This is a genomic window from Clostridium sp. MT-14 (assembly GCF_042436595.1).
Taxonomy (GTDB): Bacteria; Bacillota; Clostridia; order Clostridiales; family Clostridiaceae; genus Clostridium_B; species Clostridium_B aromativorans.
Genome location: NZ_JBHMIY010000011.1, coordinates 17,155 through 33,978, shown reverse-complemented (window position 1 = coordinate 33,978; position 16,824 = coordinate 17,155). Strand labels below are relative to the sequence as shown.

16 protein-coding genes are annotated in these 16,824 nt (G+C 31.6%); all 16 read right to left on the bottom strand.

Annotated features, from left to right (window positions below):
- Window positions 1-6: 6 nt before the first annotated feature.
- The 16 genes from ACFHWD_RS09805 to ACFHWD_RS09730 all read right to left on the bottom strand — a co-directional run bounded on the left by ACFHWD_RS09805 (window position 7) and on the right by ACFHWD_RS09730 (window position 16,756).
- Window positions 7-1,953 (bottom strand): alginate lyase family protein, encoded by a 1,947-nt coding sequence (locus tag ACFHWD_RS09805; RefSeq protein WP_378061625.1) that lies wholly within the window; start codon window positions 1,951-1,953, stop codon window positions 7-9.
- 41 nt (window positions 1,954-1,994) lie between these two features.
- A complete protein-coding gene (locus ACFHWD_RS09800; RefSeq protein ID WP_378061623.1) occupies window positions 1,995-3,377 on the bottom strand; it encodes an O-antigen ligase family protein in 1,383 nt (460 codons plus the stop codon).
- 1 nt (window position 3,378) lies between these two features.
- The gene (locus ACFHWD_RS09795) at window positions 3,379-4,521 is read right to left on the bottom strand and encodes a glycosyltransferase (protein ID WP_378061621.1); all 1,143 of its coding nucleotides are present in this window, start codon (window positions 4,519-4,521) and stop codon (window positions 3,379-3,381) included.
- Window positions 4,518-5,753 carry a glycosyltransferase family 4 protein gene (locus tag ACFHWD_RS09790; protein ID WP_378061619.1) on the bottom strand — a complete coding sequence of 412 codons (1,236 nt, stop codon included), beginning with the start codon at window positions 5,751-5,753 and terminating at the stop codon, window positions 4,518-4,520. Before ACFHWD_RS09790 ends, ACFHWD_RS09795 begins: the two co-directional genes overlap by 4 nt.
- A complete protein-coding gene (locus ACFHWD_RS09785; RefSeq protein WP_378061617.1) occupies window positions 5,750-6,331 on the bottom strand; it encodes a phosphoribosyltransferase in 582 nt (193 codons plus the stop codon). The genes ACFHWD_RS09790 and ACFHWD_RS09785 overlap by 4 nt, the downstream gene beginning before the upstream one ends.
- A complete protein-coding gene (locus ACFHWD_RS09780) occupies window positions 6,261-7,001 on the bottom strand; it encodes a PHP domain-containing protein (protein ID WP_378061615.1) in 741 nt (246 codons plus the stop codon). The genes ACFHWD_RS09785 and ACFHWD_RS09780 overlap by 71 nt, the downstream gene beginning before the upstream one ends.
- A 3-nt stretch (window positions 7,002-7,004) precedes the next feature.
- Window positions 7,005-8,381, bottom strand: coding sequence for a nucleotide sugar dehydrogenase (locus ACFHWD_RS09775; protein ID WP_378061613.1), 1,377 nt, complete (start codon window positions 8,379-8,381; stop codon window positions 7,005-7,007).
- Window positions 8,382-8,422: 41 nt separating this feature from the next.
- Window positions 8,423-9,868 carry an undecaprenyl-phosphate glucose phosphotransferase gene (locus tag ACFHWD_RS09770; RefSeq protein WP_378061611.1) on the bottom strand — a complete coding sequence of 482 codons (1,446 nt, stop codon included), beginning with the start codon at window positions 9,866-9,868 and terminating at the stop codon, window positions 8,423-8,425.
- A 469-nt stretch (window positions 9,869-10,337) separates the two neighbouring features.
- Entirely contained in the window at window positions 10,338-10,985 is a 648-nt protein-coding gene (locus ACFHWD_RS09765) for a sigma-70 family RNA polymerase sigma factor (protein WP_150357590.1), read from the bottom strand.
- Between the two features lie 221 nt (window positions 10,986-11,206).
- A complete protein-coding gene (locus ACFHWD_RS09760; RefSeq protein ID WP_150357592.1) occupies window positions 11,207-11,425 on the bottom strand; it encodes a DUF2922 domain-containing protein in 219 nt (72 codons plus the stop codon).
- Between the two features lie 82 nt (window positions 11,426-11,507).
- Window positions 11,508-11,732 carry a DUF1659 domain-containing protein gene (locus ACFHWD_RS09755; protein WP_150357594.1) on the bottom strand — a complete coding sequence of 75 codons (225 nt, stop codon included), beginning with the start codon at window positions 11,730-11,732 and terminating at the stop codon, window positions 11,508-11,510.
- A 114-nt stretch (window positions 11,733-11,846) separates the two neighbouring features.
- Entirely contained in the window at window positions 11,847-12,575 is a 729-nt protein-coding gene (locus ACFHWD_RS09750; protein WP_378061608.1) for a CpsD/CapB family tyrosine-protein kinase, read from the bottom strand.
- Window positions 12,576-12,609: 34 nt separating this feature from the next.
- Window positions 12,610-13,377, bottom strand: coding sequence for a tyrosine-protein phosphatase (locus ACFHWD_RS09745; protein WP_378061606.1), 768 nt, complete (start codon window positions 13,375-13,377; stop codon window positions 12,610-12,612).
- Window positions 13,378-13,500: 123 nt separating this feature from the next.
- The gene (locus tag ACFHWD_RS09740) at window positions 13,501-14,184 is read right to left on the bottom strand and encodes a YveK family protein (RefSeq protein ID WP_378061604.1); all 684 of its coding nucleotides are present in this window, start codon (window positions 14,182-14,184) and stop codon (window positions 13,501-13,503) included.
- Window positions 14,185-14,248: 64 nt separating this feature from the next.
- Window positions 14,249-15,280 (bottom strand): DUF2140 domain-containing protein, encoded by a 1,032-nt coding sequence (locus ACFHWD_RS09735; protein WP_378061602.1) that lies wholly within the window; start codon window positions 15,278-15,280, stop codon window positions 14,249-14,251.
- Window positions 15,281-15,427: 147 nt separating this feature from the next.
- A complete protein-coding gene (locus tag ACFHWD_RS09730) occupies window positions 15,428-16,756 on the bottom strand; it encodes a cell wall-binding repeat-containing protein (RefSeq protein WP_378061600.1) in 1,329 nt (442 codons plus the stop codon).
- Between the last annotated feature and the right edge of the window lie 68 nt (window positions 16,757-16,824).

The following is a 16,824-nucleotide window of genomic DNA, read 5'->3' as shown; positions in this document are numbered from 1 at the left end:
AACTCCTTAGCAACACACCAATTTTACTTTATTACAATTTTTTTCTAATGCTATTCTGATCTTTTTTGTATTCAATTTTTGTCCATATTCATATGATACACAAGTACTAGTTATTGAATATGAATTATAAAATTTCATGAATACACTTTTATTATTCCTAATAAGCTCTATCCCATTTTTTCTTTCTACTACATCAACACCATAATCTAATATAAAATTCACATATATGTTATCATTAATTTTATCTGGCAAAATCTTATCTTCAATAATTATTCCATCACTTTGCAATTTAATGGTTCTTTTATGTATTACATCACATTTTCTTCTATATCCATAATGCTCACCTGAAAAAGTATTTTCACTAAAAGTTATACATTTTGCAAAACTCTGTTCCTTCATATAGAACAAATCATATTTATTAAAGTCATTTTGTTCATAATTAGCAATCTGTAGAGTATTGTGCATACCTGTACTCCTAAATAAATTTCTCATTTTATAATCAGAAGTATACACATAGGTCCCCGGGTCTATAATAAAATCTTCACCATCAACATTAAGTTCAATACTCAATTGATCATTATGGCTGTGTCCCCCTTCACCCCTACAGGATAATTCCCCGCACCTTATAATACAATAAATTCTACCATTTCTTAATACATAATAACCACCTTTATCATAAGCTTTAGAATGCAATTTAAGTGCCACATCTGATTTCTTATAGTTTCCCGTTATCCACAATGCATCTTCCCTATAATTCCTGCCAAAATATCTAAAATCATCTCTATCAAAATACTCTCCTGCAACAGCTAAAATGTGCCTGAAATCTCTTTTATTCCAATTTTCATAATTTGACACTATCAGTAATCTCCCATCATCTGCATCACCAATAATAGGTGACAACCCATTAGGTTTGATTATATCCATTGTGAACTCACACATTTTCTCAAGCTTTTGCATATATTTATTTGAAAAATAGATATAATTTTTATCACATAAAATCGTTGTAATTAAAAACAATTCAGTGACAAGCCTATGATATGAAGTAGATGCCTCATAATCCGTTCCATCCAAATTTACTTCACTTTTCATTTCATTTTCAAATTCAGAAATTCCAAATTCAAGCCAGACTTTCGAATTATTTTCCATTTTCTTATCTTCTACAATAAAGTCATTAAAATATATTCCAAGCCATATAAGTCCACATAAATCTGATAAATAATGATTTCCATTATGTTGGCCTTCATTTTCAAGGTTTTTATATATAAACCTACCATGAAGATAAAGAGATTTATTAAATTTGACCCAAAAATCATCATCAATATTTTTAGATTTTTCGAAGAAAAAATATCCGCAAATTAGATTAACAGCCCTTATAGCCACATCCATAGTACAGACCCAATTAACTGACATTTCAACAGGATTATTCTTTATCCAATCAATAACTTCATTTTTAAATTCTATGGCATATTTTTCATTATCAGTTATCCAATATGCCTTTCCTAGAGTAATTATATGCTGAAATCTTGAAAGCTCCCAAGGAACTTTCACATCTGAATTATTTGACAAATTCACAATTTTTATATTTTTATAAAATCCATTCTTCCATACATACCCTGTTTTAAAATCCTTATTCCAAGACAAATCTTTACCTAAATATTTTTTTCCTGAACCGAGCAAATCAAATTTATGATTACAAATATTATCAGCTGATGTAATTATATTTATACTTAAACTATATTCATATAATTTTTCTTTAAATTTTTCCTTGTCCACTATATTATATAGAAAATTACATTTTGAATTAAACTTATGAAAGTATTGTTTTTTTAATATAATCGGATTGTTTTTAATTTTTATCATTCTAAAAAAATAATAAATTTTTTTATTTATCTTTTTTATAAGTTGTTTTAATGTAATATATTTCAGCTTTTGAAATTTTAAAATTATTTTCATAAATGCCTCTCGAATATTCCATATTGTCCACACTATATTCACTAAATATTAAATTTTCTTGTTTCTCTAATTTCATTCCACGATATTCCAAGTAAAATCCAATAACCAAAATATCTGAAAGTATCTAAATCAAACCCAACTAGAAGTAAACCAATTATGCTAGAAATAAGTGCTATTAATGTTGTTGTCTGTTTTTTCAACTTTTTATTCAACTTATATTTTTGAAAAAGCTTATACAAAAGATAAAGCCAACAATATAACCATAAAAATAGCTCAACAAATCCAAGTTCTCCAAAAATTCTTGCAAATAAGCCATGAACTGGTGCCCAAGGTGTTTGTTCACTGCTATCCATCCATGTTAAAATTTCCGTTGATTGCATAGCATCATCATCAACATAATTTGGCATATTAAATCCATATTGTCCTAATCCCACTCCAAATATTGGATGACCAATTCCCATTTTAAAAGCAGCTCTTTGTGAACCATATCTAGCTATATTTGACATATTATCACTATCTGTTAATGATGTATATACTCCTGTAATATCTATTGGAACATCACTTGATATATAATATTTCCCCAATATAACACAACATAAACACATTAACACTATAATAGCTACTTTAAGTTTCTTTTTAAAATTATTACTCGTAAAAGCTATTATAAAAGTAATTTCAACTAAAATAGTTACATAAGCCAATCTGGATTTCGACAGAATTATTAAATATATATAATATATAAAAAATATAAGATTAAATTTTTTAATCTTTTTATTCTTATTTATAGATAGAAACATCCACGGTATAACAAATGAAGAATATATTCCAAAAAAAGATGCTTCACCACACACTGCTCTTAATCTAAGGTAATTTGAACCTGCATCTTCTTCACCCCTAATAATCAGAGAAACATTATCTACAATTACTTTAGCAAAATTCACATTATGTAAAGATAAAATTTCGATAACACAATATGCCCCTACAATATAAGCTGATATCATCACATACTTTCTCAATATTTCTAAAGTATTATTGGTTTTTCTAACTATACTATAAATATAAATTGAACTTATAAATCCAAATAATAATACCATATACTGAAACACAAATTTTTCAATACCGGATCTACCTTTTGTAAAATTTGAAAATATCGAGTTATAATTAAAAATAAAAGACAATATTATTAATGCCAAAAATACAATTAATGCATTATAGCTATTATTTTTAGGTAAATAAATCTTGTCCATTTTAATTATGCTGACAATAATTCCAATTACAAGTACATAAAATGCACCTTCTTGTGCCAATTCACCAAATATATTTGAAAAATACGGTAAAGCATTAAAGGGCAATGAAACTATAATTAATTTTAAAAATAGAGTATTTTTATAATCTTTATTTGCATATTCAAAATAATTTTTCATATTAATCTCTCTCAACATATTTTTGTATTTTTTCAAATCTTTTTTCCCACGTATTTTCCTTTGCAAATTCAATATTATTTTTCCTATCTTTATCTTTATTATCAATTGCTTTTACTATATCTTCACAAAATTCATCATAACTTTTAGCAACATAAGCTGGGCTATTTATATATTCCATTTCTTTGAAATTAGTAGAAACAACATTTAGCCCTACACTCATATACTCGTATAGTTTTATTGGAGTTATTGAATCTGTTAACTTATTTACTTTGAATGGTATAATTCCAACATCACTATAGTACAAATAATTAGGTATTTGTTTGTAATCTATCTTACCTAATATATGAACATTTTTATATAATTTTAGTAAAGATAAATTTATTTTACATGGACCAATTAAACAAAAATCTATTTTATTCAATTTTTCTATACAGTACTTTAATAAATTCAGATCAAACCAATTATCGATTGCACCTATATAAATACAACTTTTTCTTTTATTACTTTGAAATTTTCTTGGGAAAATATATTTTTTTCTAATAAAGTTGTCTAACTCAACTCCATTAGGCAAATAAATCAAATCTTTTCTCAAGCATTGTTTTTTTTCAATTAAACTATGTGCAGTAACAAAGACTAGATCAGCTTTCCTAATTATTCTTTTTTCAAAATAGGACATTGTTCTACACGCTTGACTAAAACCTGTTAAATCATCAGCACATCTATAAATTAATTTTCTATATTTAATTATTTTGGTTAAGTAATAATATTTAGGATTAGTAAGCCATAATATATCAACATTATTAAAATTATTTCGCTCAAAACTATTTTTCAAATTAGGTATAGTTAATTTAATACTTAATTTATTAGCAAACTTTGTATTTAATACTGGTAATCTTCCATATAAAATCAAAGAATAGGGCGAATATCCAAATATATTTTTATCCAATTTTTTAAAAAATTTTTTGTTTAAATTCCTTCTTTGATTATAGATACTACTATTAATAATTTTCGTTATATGATTATAAACCGGTGACAGCCATAGAACTTCATACCCATTTTTTGAAAACATCATTGCATAATGATGATTACCAACTTTAAAATCGCTATTATATTCTAAATATTCTGCCATAATAATTTTTTTCATTTTTCTCCCCGCTTAGAAATATCATCATAAACTTTTTCAAGTTGATTTATATGACTTTCAATACTAAAATCATTTTCCCAGTAATCTAAATATGCATTCTGTCCATAAATTTTAGCTAATTTATCATTCATTAATAATTTCATTTTTTCTTCTAGATCTTCTAGATCTCCTCTTTTGAACCATAATCCCGTTCTCCTATTTTTAACAACTTCCCTTACAGCACAAGCATCAGACACAATAACTGGTATTCCTCTAGCTTGTGCTTCAAGTGCTGTAAGGCCTAATGTCTCATATAAAAGCGATGGAAATACCAATGCTCTTGTAGAATCAAGTTCATTTACAACTTGCATCTTATCTACCCAACCAGTAATCCTACTTTCAGGATAAATTCTTTTTATTTCATCTCTAAGTTCACCATCTCCTACAAACACAGCATTAACATTTAATTCTTTAGCTGCTTCGGCAAATAATAAACATCCTTTCTCTTTACTCAATCGTCCTACATATACAAATGAATTATTTTTTATTACATTTACAGATTTTCCTTTTTCAATATCTACAGGATTTTTTACATAATAAAGTTTTGCATTTGGTGGTAAAAAGGAAACTAATACATTTTTACTCATCTCAGATATGTAAATATAATTATCTATTCCAGATGGTAGTAACCCTCTTTTTGTTTGTTTATTTTGTCTTAATACTCTCCATATTTTATGTACATATTTTCGAGAATCACAATTACATAAAATGCATTTTCTTGACATAGGCTTTAAATGGCATATTTCATTTGTATTATAATTAAAAAAGCCACCATTAGGACATACAGCAAAATAATCATGTAAAGTTAAAACCAATTTAAAATTTTCATTTATAGCTTCTCTTATTATTGAAGTTGACAATCCCTTGGTAAAAGAGTGTAAATGAATAATAGTGAATTTATTGTTAAGTTTTTTCAATAATAGTTTAAATTTTAGTCTTGCTCTAATATTCCAAATTCCATAAATCGCAGCTTGAAATCTATTTTTATTACTCAATATATCATTTTGGTTTAAACAAATTACATTTACATTACTACATTTTAGTTCTTCAGAAACAGGTCCTACTGAGGAAAAAAAGTAAACATCATAATTTTTTTCAGCCAATGATATAGCACTAATTATAGCAACTTTATCTGCTCCACCTGTTATATGAGCATAATCATTAGCTATAATTATATTTAATTTTTGAGTCATAGCCCTTCCTCTTTTATATAATCTTTATATTCCTTAGAATCTTTAGACCAAGGATATATTATAATACTATCCTCATACAGATAATAATCAGTTTTCATTAATTTTTCACTTAATTTAAACTTATTTAAAGCTAATACTTTTATATTTAAATCTAAGTTACTGTTATTTTTTAAAAAATCTAATGCAGAAACTATAGTATTACCTGTATCTATAGAATCATCTACCAAAAGTATATTTTCTCCATACAACAAATTTTCATCAATTTCTGTAACAACTCTATTACTTCTCTTTGCATGTATTCCGGATTTAAATTCCAATTCCCTCAATAGATTTTTAACAAACTTAGGAAGTATCCTTAATATAAAACTAAATTTTGACTTAATACCATTTCCTTCTCTTAAAATTCTAAGTCCTCTTAATTGAATTTTATAATATTCAGCTATGTATTTCCCTACTAAATAACCTCCCGTTTTTATATACACAACGCAATCAGGCCTAAAACCTGATTTATCTATTAACTTTGAAAGCTCTAAGCAATCTCTTTTTACATCCTTTATAGATAAAGTTAAATGCTTCACTTATCTTTCCTGCCTTTATCAATTTTTTCACTTTAACATAGATAGTATAATAATGAATACTTTTATTAGTTCGTTTATTATAAATATTTATATACTTAAGTGATTCAATAAAATTTCCCCTGGTTAAATTATTCTTAAAATCACAACAATTATATTTAAGTTCATAACAACTGTGAGAATCACTTCCATATACGCATGGCTTATTTAAATCATGACTTAATTTTTCAGCACTTTTATTAAATTCATTTTCTACAGCTCTTCCGTTAAAAATTTCTATTATATCAATATTGTCTTTATTTTTTATTATAGAATCTAGTTCTAAACACGTTTTATACCTTTTTCTATCAAATGGATGTGGTATACACACTAGCCCACCTTGCTTTTTAATTCTTTTTATGGTTTCTTCAGGAGTTAAACCTTTTTGTATCTCTTCTTTTAAAAACATACCAATGATCTCACCCTTTTTAGTCATTATTTCTTCACCAATTATAACATCCAGCTTACAGCCATACTTTTGTTTGAATTTAAGTGCTCCCTCAGTAGTATTATGATCCGTTATAATAATTCCCCAAATTTTATTCCTTAATAAACATTTATATAACCTATCAAGAGAAACACAGCTATCCGGAGAATATTCTGTATGTACATGACATTGATATAAAAAACTCATATTTTATATTCTCCAATACAAAAAACCATATTTTCCAGCTTCTACAGCATTAACCACTGCTTTAGTATCCAAGCATACAGGGTTTTCATTCATAAGCTTGGACATGTGTTCGCAATCATCATAATTCATATCATCTTGTTTTGCTAGAATCAATACTGCATCAGCTTTTTCTAAAGCTTCCTCTTCGCTCTCAACCCTGAAATCATATTTTGTAGGTACTATGGGATCAAAAGCATTTACATTCGCCCCTGCTTTTACAAGAAGTTTGCATATATCTACAGGAGGACTTATCCTGTCATCATTAGAATAATCTTTCATAGCTAGTCCTAAAACCGCTATTTTGCAATTTCTTATATCTTTATTTTCACTATTTAGAAGTTCCTCAACTTTATCCACTATAAATTTGGGAATCAAGGCATTTTTCTTTCTTGCAATTTTTAATATATCCATAGATACATCCATCTTTTCTGCTTTGGGAGCTATGTAATGATACGCATTTGGGATACAATATCCCCCTACACCTGGTCCCGGAGTTAAAAGATTTACTCTTTTATGTGTATTGGCAAGTTTTATGACTTCAAAAATATCTATACCCAAAGACTCTGCAAATCTTGCAAATTCCTGAGACATAGCAATATTCACATCTCTCTGGACATTTTCGAATACCTTTGAAGTTTCAACTGCTTTTATACAGGAAGCCTTTACTATTTGAGCTTTACAAACTACAGCTAAAAGCGATGCCGCTCTTTCCAAGCTCTTTGCATTTATTGCCCCTACAAGTGTAGGCATATCTGCAAATTCTTCAAAGGCTTTTCCCTCTGCAATTCTCTCCGAAGCATAGGCAAGATAAAAATCCACTCCCGCCTTCATCTTTGATTTTCTTTCAAGTATAGGCATTATAAATTCCTCAGTAGTTCCCGGAATCACTGTGCTCCTTATAACAACTAAATCACCCCTTTTTAAATTCTTTCCTATGGTTATGCACGCATTTTCTAAATAATCCATTATGTATTTACCGTTTTTTATCGGTATGCCTACAGTTACAATTATATTATTACACTTTTTTACTGCTGCTTCGCCATTTACTGTAGCTTTATAATTACCTTTTTTTATCTGCATATTTAATATTTCCTGTATACCTGCTTTATAAAATTTCTCAGTGTGATTAGTTAATCCCCTATTGGTATTTGCTACTAATAAATCATCTACATCGACACCTATAGTTTTACACCCCCTCAGTGCAAAACTCAGCGTAAGAGGCAGTCCTACAAATCCTTGTCCAAATATGCACACTTTTTTATTAATATCGGCCCTATCTATATTTTCATTTAGACTTTCAATTATATCCAAACCACTTAAATCATTTTTTATTATTTCCATTCTCTATTCTTCCCTCCCCCCAATAATGTAGTTTTTAATATTTAATATGCATTTTTATTTATAAACCCATTAAATATAGTCATAAATACTATTTTAATGTCCATCATAAAACTCCAGTTCTCTATATAATAAATATCACATTGAATTCTCTTGCTTATTGAGGTGTCTCCTCGCCATCCGTTAACCTGGGCCCATCCTGTTATTCCAGGCCTCACCTGGTGTTTTACCATATACTGGGGAATTTCATTTTTAAATTTATTTACAAAATATGGTCTTTCAGGCCTTGGACCGATTAAACTCATATCTCCCTTTAAAACATTAAAAAACTGGGGTAGTTCATCAATGCTTGTCTTTCTGATAAAAGAACCAAATTTGGTCTTTCTAGGATCATCCTCTGTCGTCCATTCAAGTTTTTCTTTATTTGAATTCTGAACACGCATGGATCTGAACTTGTACATAGTAAATATTTTTTTATTAAGTCCAACTCTTTCCTGTTTAAATATAATAGGTCCCGGAGAAGTCAATTTTATAATAATTGCAGTTAAAATCATTATAGGTGATGAAATTATTATTGCGAACATAGAAAATAATATATCAAAAGTTCTCTTTAGCATTTTATTAAATAAATCCTCAAGGGGTATATATCTTATTCCTATTACCGGTATATTTCCTATTTCTTCAACATAAGGTTTTGAAGATATCTTATCAGAAAAATCAGGTATTATTTGAGCCTTAACTCCAGCTTTTTCACATATTCTGATTATATCCTTCATTTTGTAATATTCATCAAAATTCAAAGTTATAAAAACATCATCTACATTGGGGTCTAATAAATATTTTTCAAGTACACTGACATCATCTATAATATCTTCTTTATGTAAAATAGTCTTATCTACTAAAGAATCTGCAGCTATTTCATCAAGGGCCCTGTTATACTTTTTATTATAAAATATTCCTTTAACTACATATCCCCACTGTCTGTTTTCCTTAATTTGTTTTATAAGTTTATAAGTCATGCTATTTATTCCTATAAACAGAACATGCTTTACATTGTATCCTCTTTTCCTTATAAATCTTAAACTCATTCTTAAAATTAATCTTTCCAGGAACATAAACAGTGTAAGAACAATAAAAAATATAAAAATCAAATATCTGGAATAATTGATGAATTTAAAAACATATAAAACTGCTATAAAAATAATAGTCCCCAGAATATTTGATTTTATTATCCTTAGAGTTTCATCAGGGATAGTTTTGAACCTGTAAGGTAAATACAGCCCAAATATATTAAATAATATTAAATACATTGGAATAATAAATACCAGAGACCAAACATATGTATCTAGAGGAATTACATTCTTATTATAATAAATAGCAAGATCTAGATAAAATCTGACGAAATAGGACAATAATGCAGATAGAAAAATAATAAACCCATCTGACAAAATCAGCAGCTTATTTAAATATTTTTGATTTTCCCTTATCATGCCCTAACCACCCCTAGAGCTGAAAAATAATAACTGCAACTTTTACCGTACTCATCTTCCTTTTCATTTTTATTATCGACTAGTACACTAACAATTTTATCCTCCAATTCTGTCAATATATCTCCCCCTAATACCAACAAAATTCACATAAATATTACATTTATTATAACACCACAGCATTTGGCAGACAACCATAAAAGTCCCATTTATTTGTCCAATTTTATCATTTTAAAATATTATCGTATTTTAAAATGATAATTTTATATGTATTAAAATAGATTTAAAATTCTCTATTTTATGTCTATATGATGTGAGTTTTTATTACATTTTTCCCTATAAATTTTGATTTTACATTTATATCCACATTTCAAATTAGGCTCTGTAAATTGTCATTTACGCAAAACAGCCAACATCATATTCCAAAAAATCACTTTGGCATATAGTATTGGCTGAATATTTTCACATATTATCATCCAAAATTCATTATACTTCTCAGATGATCTACAGCTCTTTTTTTCCTGGCAGCTGCTGTCCTATATGGTATCTTCTCCTTTACTGCATATTCTTTTAAGCTTATTTCCCATATATAATACCAGACTATTGCACTTTTTTCTTCCTCAGAAAGTTTTCTTACAGCTCTCCACAGATCAGAATACTGCTGTTTTTCTATGAACTCTTCCTCGATATTTTCTTCTGACTCCACCGTGTCCACGAGTTCATCACCGCCGCTGTTCACACTATAAAGGCTGCAGCAAAAATATTTTTTCACACTGTTCCTTATTTTGCAGTAGAAATTCTTTTTGATGGCAGCTGCGGCATAAGTGGAAAAATGGCACTTGGAATTCATGTTGTATTTGTAAATGGACTTTATAAGTGAAAGCCTTCCTTCCTGCACCATATCCTCAAGAGTGTACCCTTCTATATAAAAGGAACTGGTAAGATTTATAACCATTCCGTCAAACCTTCTGCAGATTTCACCTATGGCAGATTTGTCCTTATTTTTAGCTCTTACAAGAAGTTCCACGAGGTGAGTCTTTTTCAGGCGGCTGTAATCTGTATTCACAATTTCTGGGGAATGCTTGTCCATAATATAATCGGGTTTGAATTTATATCCCATAACATTCTCTCCCTATGATTTCAAATTGAACCTATTGCACTTCAAATATATATTTCCTGTCTTAAATATTTTATTACAAATTCAAAATTTCGTGCCTTTCTGCCAGACTTTTCATCAATTAATCCTTAAATTCAGGCAGAACTTGTAAATAGCAACGTTCGGATAAAAAGCGGGTCTGGAACAAGTATATCTGAAGCCAGACCCTATATGAGCACTACTTACTATTTCACCTCAAGCTCAACAGTAGAAGTATCCTGTATATGGGCAGAATCTACAGCTTTTAAATCCCCGTTTTTAGTGGTAAATATATTTTTTGCAATAATTGTTTCCATGGCAGTTTTTACTTCCTGATCCGTTATACCTTCTTTTACATTGGAGATCCTTATAGAAGCCTTTTTACCTTCTTCAGTCAGAAAACTCATAATCAATGATTTGGACATATAATTCACCCCCTTTTTCAATTCACGGTTCACAATACACAGTCCACAATTGTTCATTGTACATTGTCAATTATTAATTTGTCTAAGCGTTTGTTATACCACTTTCATCCTGCCTTATGAGCTCTTCTAAAGTCTTTCCGAGAAGCTTTTCTATTTCTCCGGCAACATCATAAATATCCTGAACAGCAGCATCTATTTTTATATTTGAAAAGGTCTGTCTTTTGATTATATCTTTTCCCTCTTCATCCAGACCATCTTTATATTTCAATATCACTGAAGTGTTCAATAAAGTAGTTTTAGCAGCCATCCTCATCACCTCCCTTCAAATAATATATATGCAGTTTTTCAAAAATAGGCAAGATTTTTTACAAAAAAAATAAAAGATATAAAGATCATTTCAAAATCTTTATACCTTTTAAGTCTATTTTCTCCTTCTGCTCTTTTTCTTACTCTTCTTGACTTTGCTGCCGTCCTCTCCGTAATAATACTGATAGTAATACCCATAGTATCCTTTTTCCTTTATCTCAAGCTTGTTTAAAACCGCTCCAAGTATATTGGCACCTACTTTCGATAAAAGATCTCTGGCTTTTACAGCTGCCTCTTTTTCCACCTGAGAAGACGATATTACCAGAAGACAGCCGTCCACGCAGCGGGATAAAAGCTGGGCATCCGTCACTGCCACTACAGGAGGAGTATCCAGTATTATATATTCATACTTCTCTTTCAACTGCTGCAAAAAAATTTCCATTTTCCTGGAGGCCAGAAGTTCTGCCGGATTGGGGGGTCTTATACCAGATGTGAGAAGATCCAGATTTTCAACTATATTTTGTTTAACCGCATCTTCAAAACTAATTTGCCCTGCCAGCACATTCGAAAGCCCGCTTTCATTAGATGTCAAAAATATTTTATGCAGATTGGGTTTCCTCTGATCACAATCCACAAGCAAGGTTTTGGCACCCGTTTCCGACATGACCACTGCCAGGTTGGCAGAAGTAGTGGACTTACCCTCCCCAGGTCCTGAGCTCGTGATCATTATAGACTGTATTTTCTTATCAAAAGAAGAAAATTGAATATTTGTTCTCAATGTCCTATAAGCTTCTGCAATAGGATCCATTGGGTTTCTTATAGTGACTATATGTACTTTATCCATCATCTTCACTCCATCTGTGTCTCAAATCTTATTACTATGTTCTAAAAAGGCTGAAAATTCTCTTTTTCTCTCTTATTCTCCCGCTTACGGGGTCTATAAGCTGATTTTTCAACAATCTCTCACAATTTTTTTCCATATACATATAAATATCATGATTGACTTGAGAAGCCATTTCAAGTGCACTGCTGATGCCCGGATGCCGCCCACCAGTGGAATGAGCATCTGATGCTATAAAACTACAGATTCCGTTTTTTATCAGAACCCTGGCAGTATTTTTCACTTTTTTCCCAAATATACCCCTTATACTTCCTGTATTTACCTGGACCAGACATTTTTCATCCAGGAATTCGTTTATCTTGGATGGGTTGTCTATAATATATCTGTATCTTTCAGGATGGGCCACAATTGGATGCACCCCTCTAATTTCAAGTTCATATATTATATCCAGGGCATTTTCCGGCATATTCATCATGGGGAATTCAACCAGCATATAATCTGTATCGCCAATGCAGCCTATTTTCCCACTTTTATAATATTCAAGGCTGTAATGATCAAGCATTACCTCCTGACCGGGAATAATATTCACATCTATATTTTCTTCTCCGGCTCTGCCTTTTACTTTTTCCAGAAGTTTTTTTATGTCATCGCAGCTGTTTTCATAACAACCACGGTAAAAATGTGATGACGCCACTATGGCTTTTATTCCATCCTTTTCCGTAAGCTTAAGCATTTTCAAGGTCTGCTCTATGGATTTTGAACCATCGTCTATACCCGGAAGTATATGGCTGTGTATATCTATCATATAAATATCACCACCTTTTGTCCAATTTACAGATTACAATCAATTGTCAATTCACAATTTCTGAAATAAAGCAAAGAAAAATCCTGCACAATTGTAAACTGTGCACTGTCAATTGTGAATTGATTAAACTCGTCCTTTTGGTATTATCCCCAGCACTGGAATTCCCAGTTGTTTTTTTATATCATCTTCGGTCTTTATAGTGTTGTCCATATATTCAAGCATAAAGGAAAATCCCACAGAAACCAAAAGACCTACAAAAAATGCAATAGCCATATTCAGCATTTTCTTGGGCTTTACAGGCTTATCTGGAAACTGCGGCTTGTCCATTATATTTATGTCTCCACCTGTAGGAAATACTTTCTTCGATTCTGCTATAAAACAACTGCTCACTGCATTTACCATCTTTACAGCCTCAGATGGATCCTTGCTCTGCCCTGTTATCTGTAAAATCTGAGTTCCCTGCTGGGGCTCTATGGAAACCACTTTTTTAAGTTTTTTTGGAGTAAAAGCCCCATTCAATTTATTAGAGGCATTTTTCATAACAACATTGGAACCTGCAATCTGTGCATATGTCTTTATAAGATTCTGATACATCATCACATCATTGTACTGGGTATTGCTCTTCCCGTCTTCAGCAAGTTTTCCTATTATTATTGTGGTACTTGCTTCATAAGTCGGCTTTATCACAAAAAAACTCAGTAATCCAGATGCCAGAGTACATATTACAACCATAAGTGCTATAAGTTTTCTTCTCTTTTTCAATATATTATAAAAATCTCTCAGATCCAGCGTTGTTTCTTCTTCCACTTAGTTATTCCTCCTATATTTCAGTAATTGTTTTGCATCAAGGCTAACACTTTCAGGATATCCGCTATCTTCCAATCATATTGTAAAGTATGCTGGCAGAAGATGCATCCACATTTGAAAATACCGCAGCTTTAAGCTGTGTCTTCTCACTGGATGACAATTTACTGTACATTGACCTAACACTGCTTTCTGCCGAATAAGGATTATAGGAAGGATCTTTCATGCTGCCCACCACAGACATCATCTGGGATATAACCGCTTTTTGAGCTCCTGTATTTACAGCTCCAGAGGCTGCACTCAATCCGTTTATCACCCTGGCAAGTGCCTGCTGCCTTTCTCCTGAACTGGCTGATCCCAAAGATGTACCTGTACTGCTGCCAGAATTTCCAGTACCAGTACCCTCTCCACTTACAACATTAGTTTTCGTAGATAAATTGGAATTCTTTAGGCTGGAATATTTTTTTATGATGTCTTCTATGGACTGAAGTTTACCCTTCAGTATATCCTCAATGTTCAGTTTTCTCTTTTCAAGGGTAACTAAAAGCCTATTATCTTTCACACTCAAGGCAGTGATACCTACAGGAAATCCCTTTGTGCTCACCACTATGGAATTCTGCTCGACGGCTCCCTTGTTTTTCAACCTTGTAGACAGTTTCTTCAGAATATAGGATTTGGGCAGGGTGATTTTCCCGGCTTTAAAGTATTTTGGAGTATACCTGATTTCATCATTTTCCCTGGAAAGGGTGCCTTCCGATGTAACAAGGACGTCAAAACCCTTATAGGCTGAAGGTACATAAAATTTTATGTTGTCTCCGTCAAAATCCGCTTCCACCGCTTTCACAGTAATATCACTGCCCCTGTACTCTTTAAAATACAGAGATATAATCTGATTCACCTCATCTTTTGTAAGCTGTGCAGTTCCTCCCGTATCCTGGGCTTTTATTATCTTTTCAAAGAGCCCTACTGTAAATTTGTATTCAGGTACACTATAGGATGACTGCCAGAAAAGAAGTCTTCCAAAAACTGCTGCTATCAGAATTAAAACAATAACCACAGCTAAAAATATTGTTTTTTTACTTTTACTTGAATTTTTCATATATGCTCTCCCAAAATTTAAAATAAAGTTTTTATATAAAGTCACTCAAAAAATTATAAGTTATCCAGAAATATATTATTTATTATAACATATCCCAGAATAACTTATGTGTAAATTTAAAATTAACAATGGAACCAATATATCCCACTATACTCCAAATTTAGCTTCAAGAGCAAGGCCTTCTGAAATTGTAACTCCCGAATCAAATACAGCATTTTCCAGATCAGTCTTTTCTTTATCTGAAAGATTATCAAAAAGGGCTTTCACAGTTTTAGCATCCTGACTGTAATCATAATTTTGATCCGCCAGATATTTTTCCATTGAATCTATTACATCGGATATTATCTCTTTTTGATCAGCATTGAGTGTTGATGTACCTGAAATATCTATTGTTTTGAGTTTTGTCAGCACCGAACTGAAAAGATCATAGTCAGACTGAGAGCCGCCGCCTCCAGCTCCAGGATTTGTGGTATTCCCATCAAGCAAACTCTGAAGTGAGCTCACAATGCTTTCGGGCACTGCTGCAGTTCCCCCTACGGCAATAACTTTGACATCACCCGGCACATTTGATTTTAGAAAATCCTCTATTCCAATACTTACAGAATTATAGGTAAGAACAAGTGGAGAAGCCGTCTTTGCCGCCAAAGCTGAAGCCGAAAGTGCATCTGCAAATTCCTTTCCCGTAGGTCCGTCAGCCTGGACAACATATATATTGTCAAATTTGAGCTTGCTTTTGAAATAATCAAGTACATTCAAATTGGTATCAAACCTGTTCTGGCCGCTGATTCTTTCAGCAGATGGAAGCTGTGCAAGCACACTGTCACTTACAACAGCGCTGCCTCCAGTTACATAGGAATTTTCTATGGAAGCCCTGTTTTGAGCTATATACTTTTTTACTGAATCCGGCAGGGAGCCAGCTCCTGTAAGAAGTATGGGCATGTTTTCACTGGCAGCCACAGGTGCTATGGAAAGAGCATCTGCAAAGCCGTAAGCTGAAGTAACCACCACATTTGTGGAAGTTTTAAGTGCTTCTGCCACTTTTACAGAAGTCTCAAATCTGTCAGCCCCTCCAATTCTCTGGGTATCAAGTCCCATCTCTTTAAGTTCATTTTCTATATTCAGGGATATGGACGCCGTTCCGCCTATTTCCATTACATGCTCTGCCTTGAGCCTTATTATTTCATTTTTGGCATTTGCATCAAGAGCTCCGCTGGTGGTCAAGAGTATGGGAGCAGAATACTTTTTGGCAAGAGGTGCTGCACAGAGAGCATCGGGATAATTCTCTCCGCTGGCAAGTATTACATAACTTGAAGTGTCCCATCCGCTCTGAGATACCTTTGCGGATGTCTCATATCTGTTCTGACCGCCCAATCTCGGCACCGCTGCAGAGACACTTCGCGGCAGTACAATGCCTGCAGAGGAAGCCAGAAATATTCCAATAACCAATGCCGAAAATATTTTATTTTTTCTTATCATAAAAACACCACCTTTATTCAATTCACAATTCACAGTTCATAATGCACAATTTCTGTACTCTGCTTTTT

Excerpts from the sequence above, each read along its gene's own strand:
- ACFHWD_RS09745 (WP_378061606.1), bottom strand. The coding sequence starts at position 13,377 with ATGATAGATATACACAGCCATATACTTCCGGGTATAGACGATGGTTCA.
- ACFHWD_RS09780 (WP_378061615.1), bottom strand. The coding sequence starts at position 7,001 with ATGAGTTTTTTATATCAATGTCATGTACATACAGAATATTCTCCGGAT.
- ACFHWD_RS09805 (WP_378061625.1), bottom strand. The coding sequence starts at position 1,953 with ATGAAAATAATTTTAAAATTTCAAAAGCTGAAATATATTACATTAAAA.
- ACFHWD_RS09765 (WP_150357590.1), bottom strand. The coding sequence starts at position 10,985 with ATGGGATATAAATTCAAACCCGATTATATTATGGACAAGCATTCCCCA.
- ACFHWD_RS09760 (WP_150357592.1), bottom strand. The coding sequence starts at position 11,425 with ATGTCCAAATCATTGATTATGAGTTTTCTGACTGAAGAAGGTAAAAAG.
- ACFHWD_RS09790 (WP_378061619.1), bottom strand. The coding sequence starts at position 5,753 with ATGACTCAAAAATTAAATATAATTATAGCTAATGATTATGCTCATATA.
- ACFHWD_RS09800 (WP_378061623.1), bottom strand. The coding sequence starts at position 3,377 with ATGAAAAATTATTTTGAATATGCAAATAAAGATTATAAAAATACTCTA.
- ACFHWD_RS09735 (WP_378061602.1), bottom strand. The coding sequence starts at position 15,280 with ATGAAAAATTCAAGTAAAAGTAAAAAAACAATATTTTTAGCTGTGGTT.
- ACFHWD_RS09730 (WP_378061600.1), bottom strand. The coding sequence starts at position 16,756 with ATGATAAGAAAAAATAAAATATTTTCGGCATTGGTTATTGGAATATTT.
- ACFHWD_RS09795 (WP_378061621.1), bottom strand. The coding sequence starts at position 4,521 with ATGAAAAAAATTATTATGGCAGAATATTTAGAATATAATAGCGATTTT.
- ACFHWD_RS09750 (WP_378061608.1), bottom strand. The coding sequence starts at position 12,575 with ATGGATAAAGTACATATAGTCACTATAAGAAACCCAATGGATCCTATT.
- ACFHWD_RS09755 (WP_150357594.1), bottom strand. The coding sequence starts at position 11,732 with ATGGCTGCTAAAACTACTTTATTGAACACTTCAGTGATATTGAAATAT.
- ACFHWD_RS09770 (WP_378061611.1), bottom strand. The coding sequence starts at position 9,868 with ATGATAAGGGAAAATCAAAAATATTTAAATAAGCTGCTGATTTTGTCA.
- ACFHWD_RS09775 (WP_378061613.1), bottom strand. The coding sequence starts at position 8,381 with ATGGAAATAATAAAAAATGATTTAAGTGGTTTGGATATAATTGAAAGT.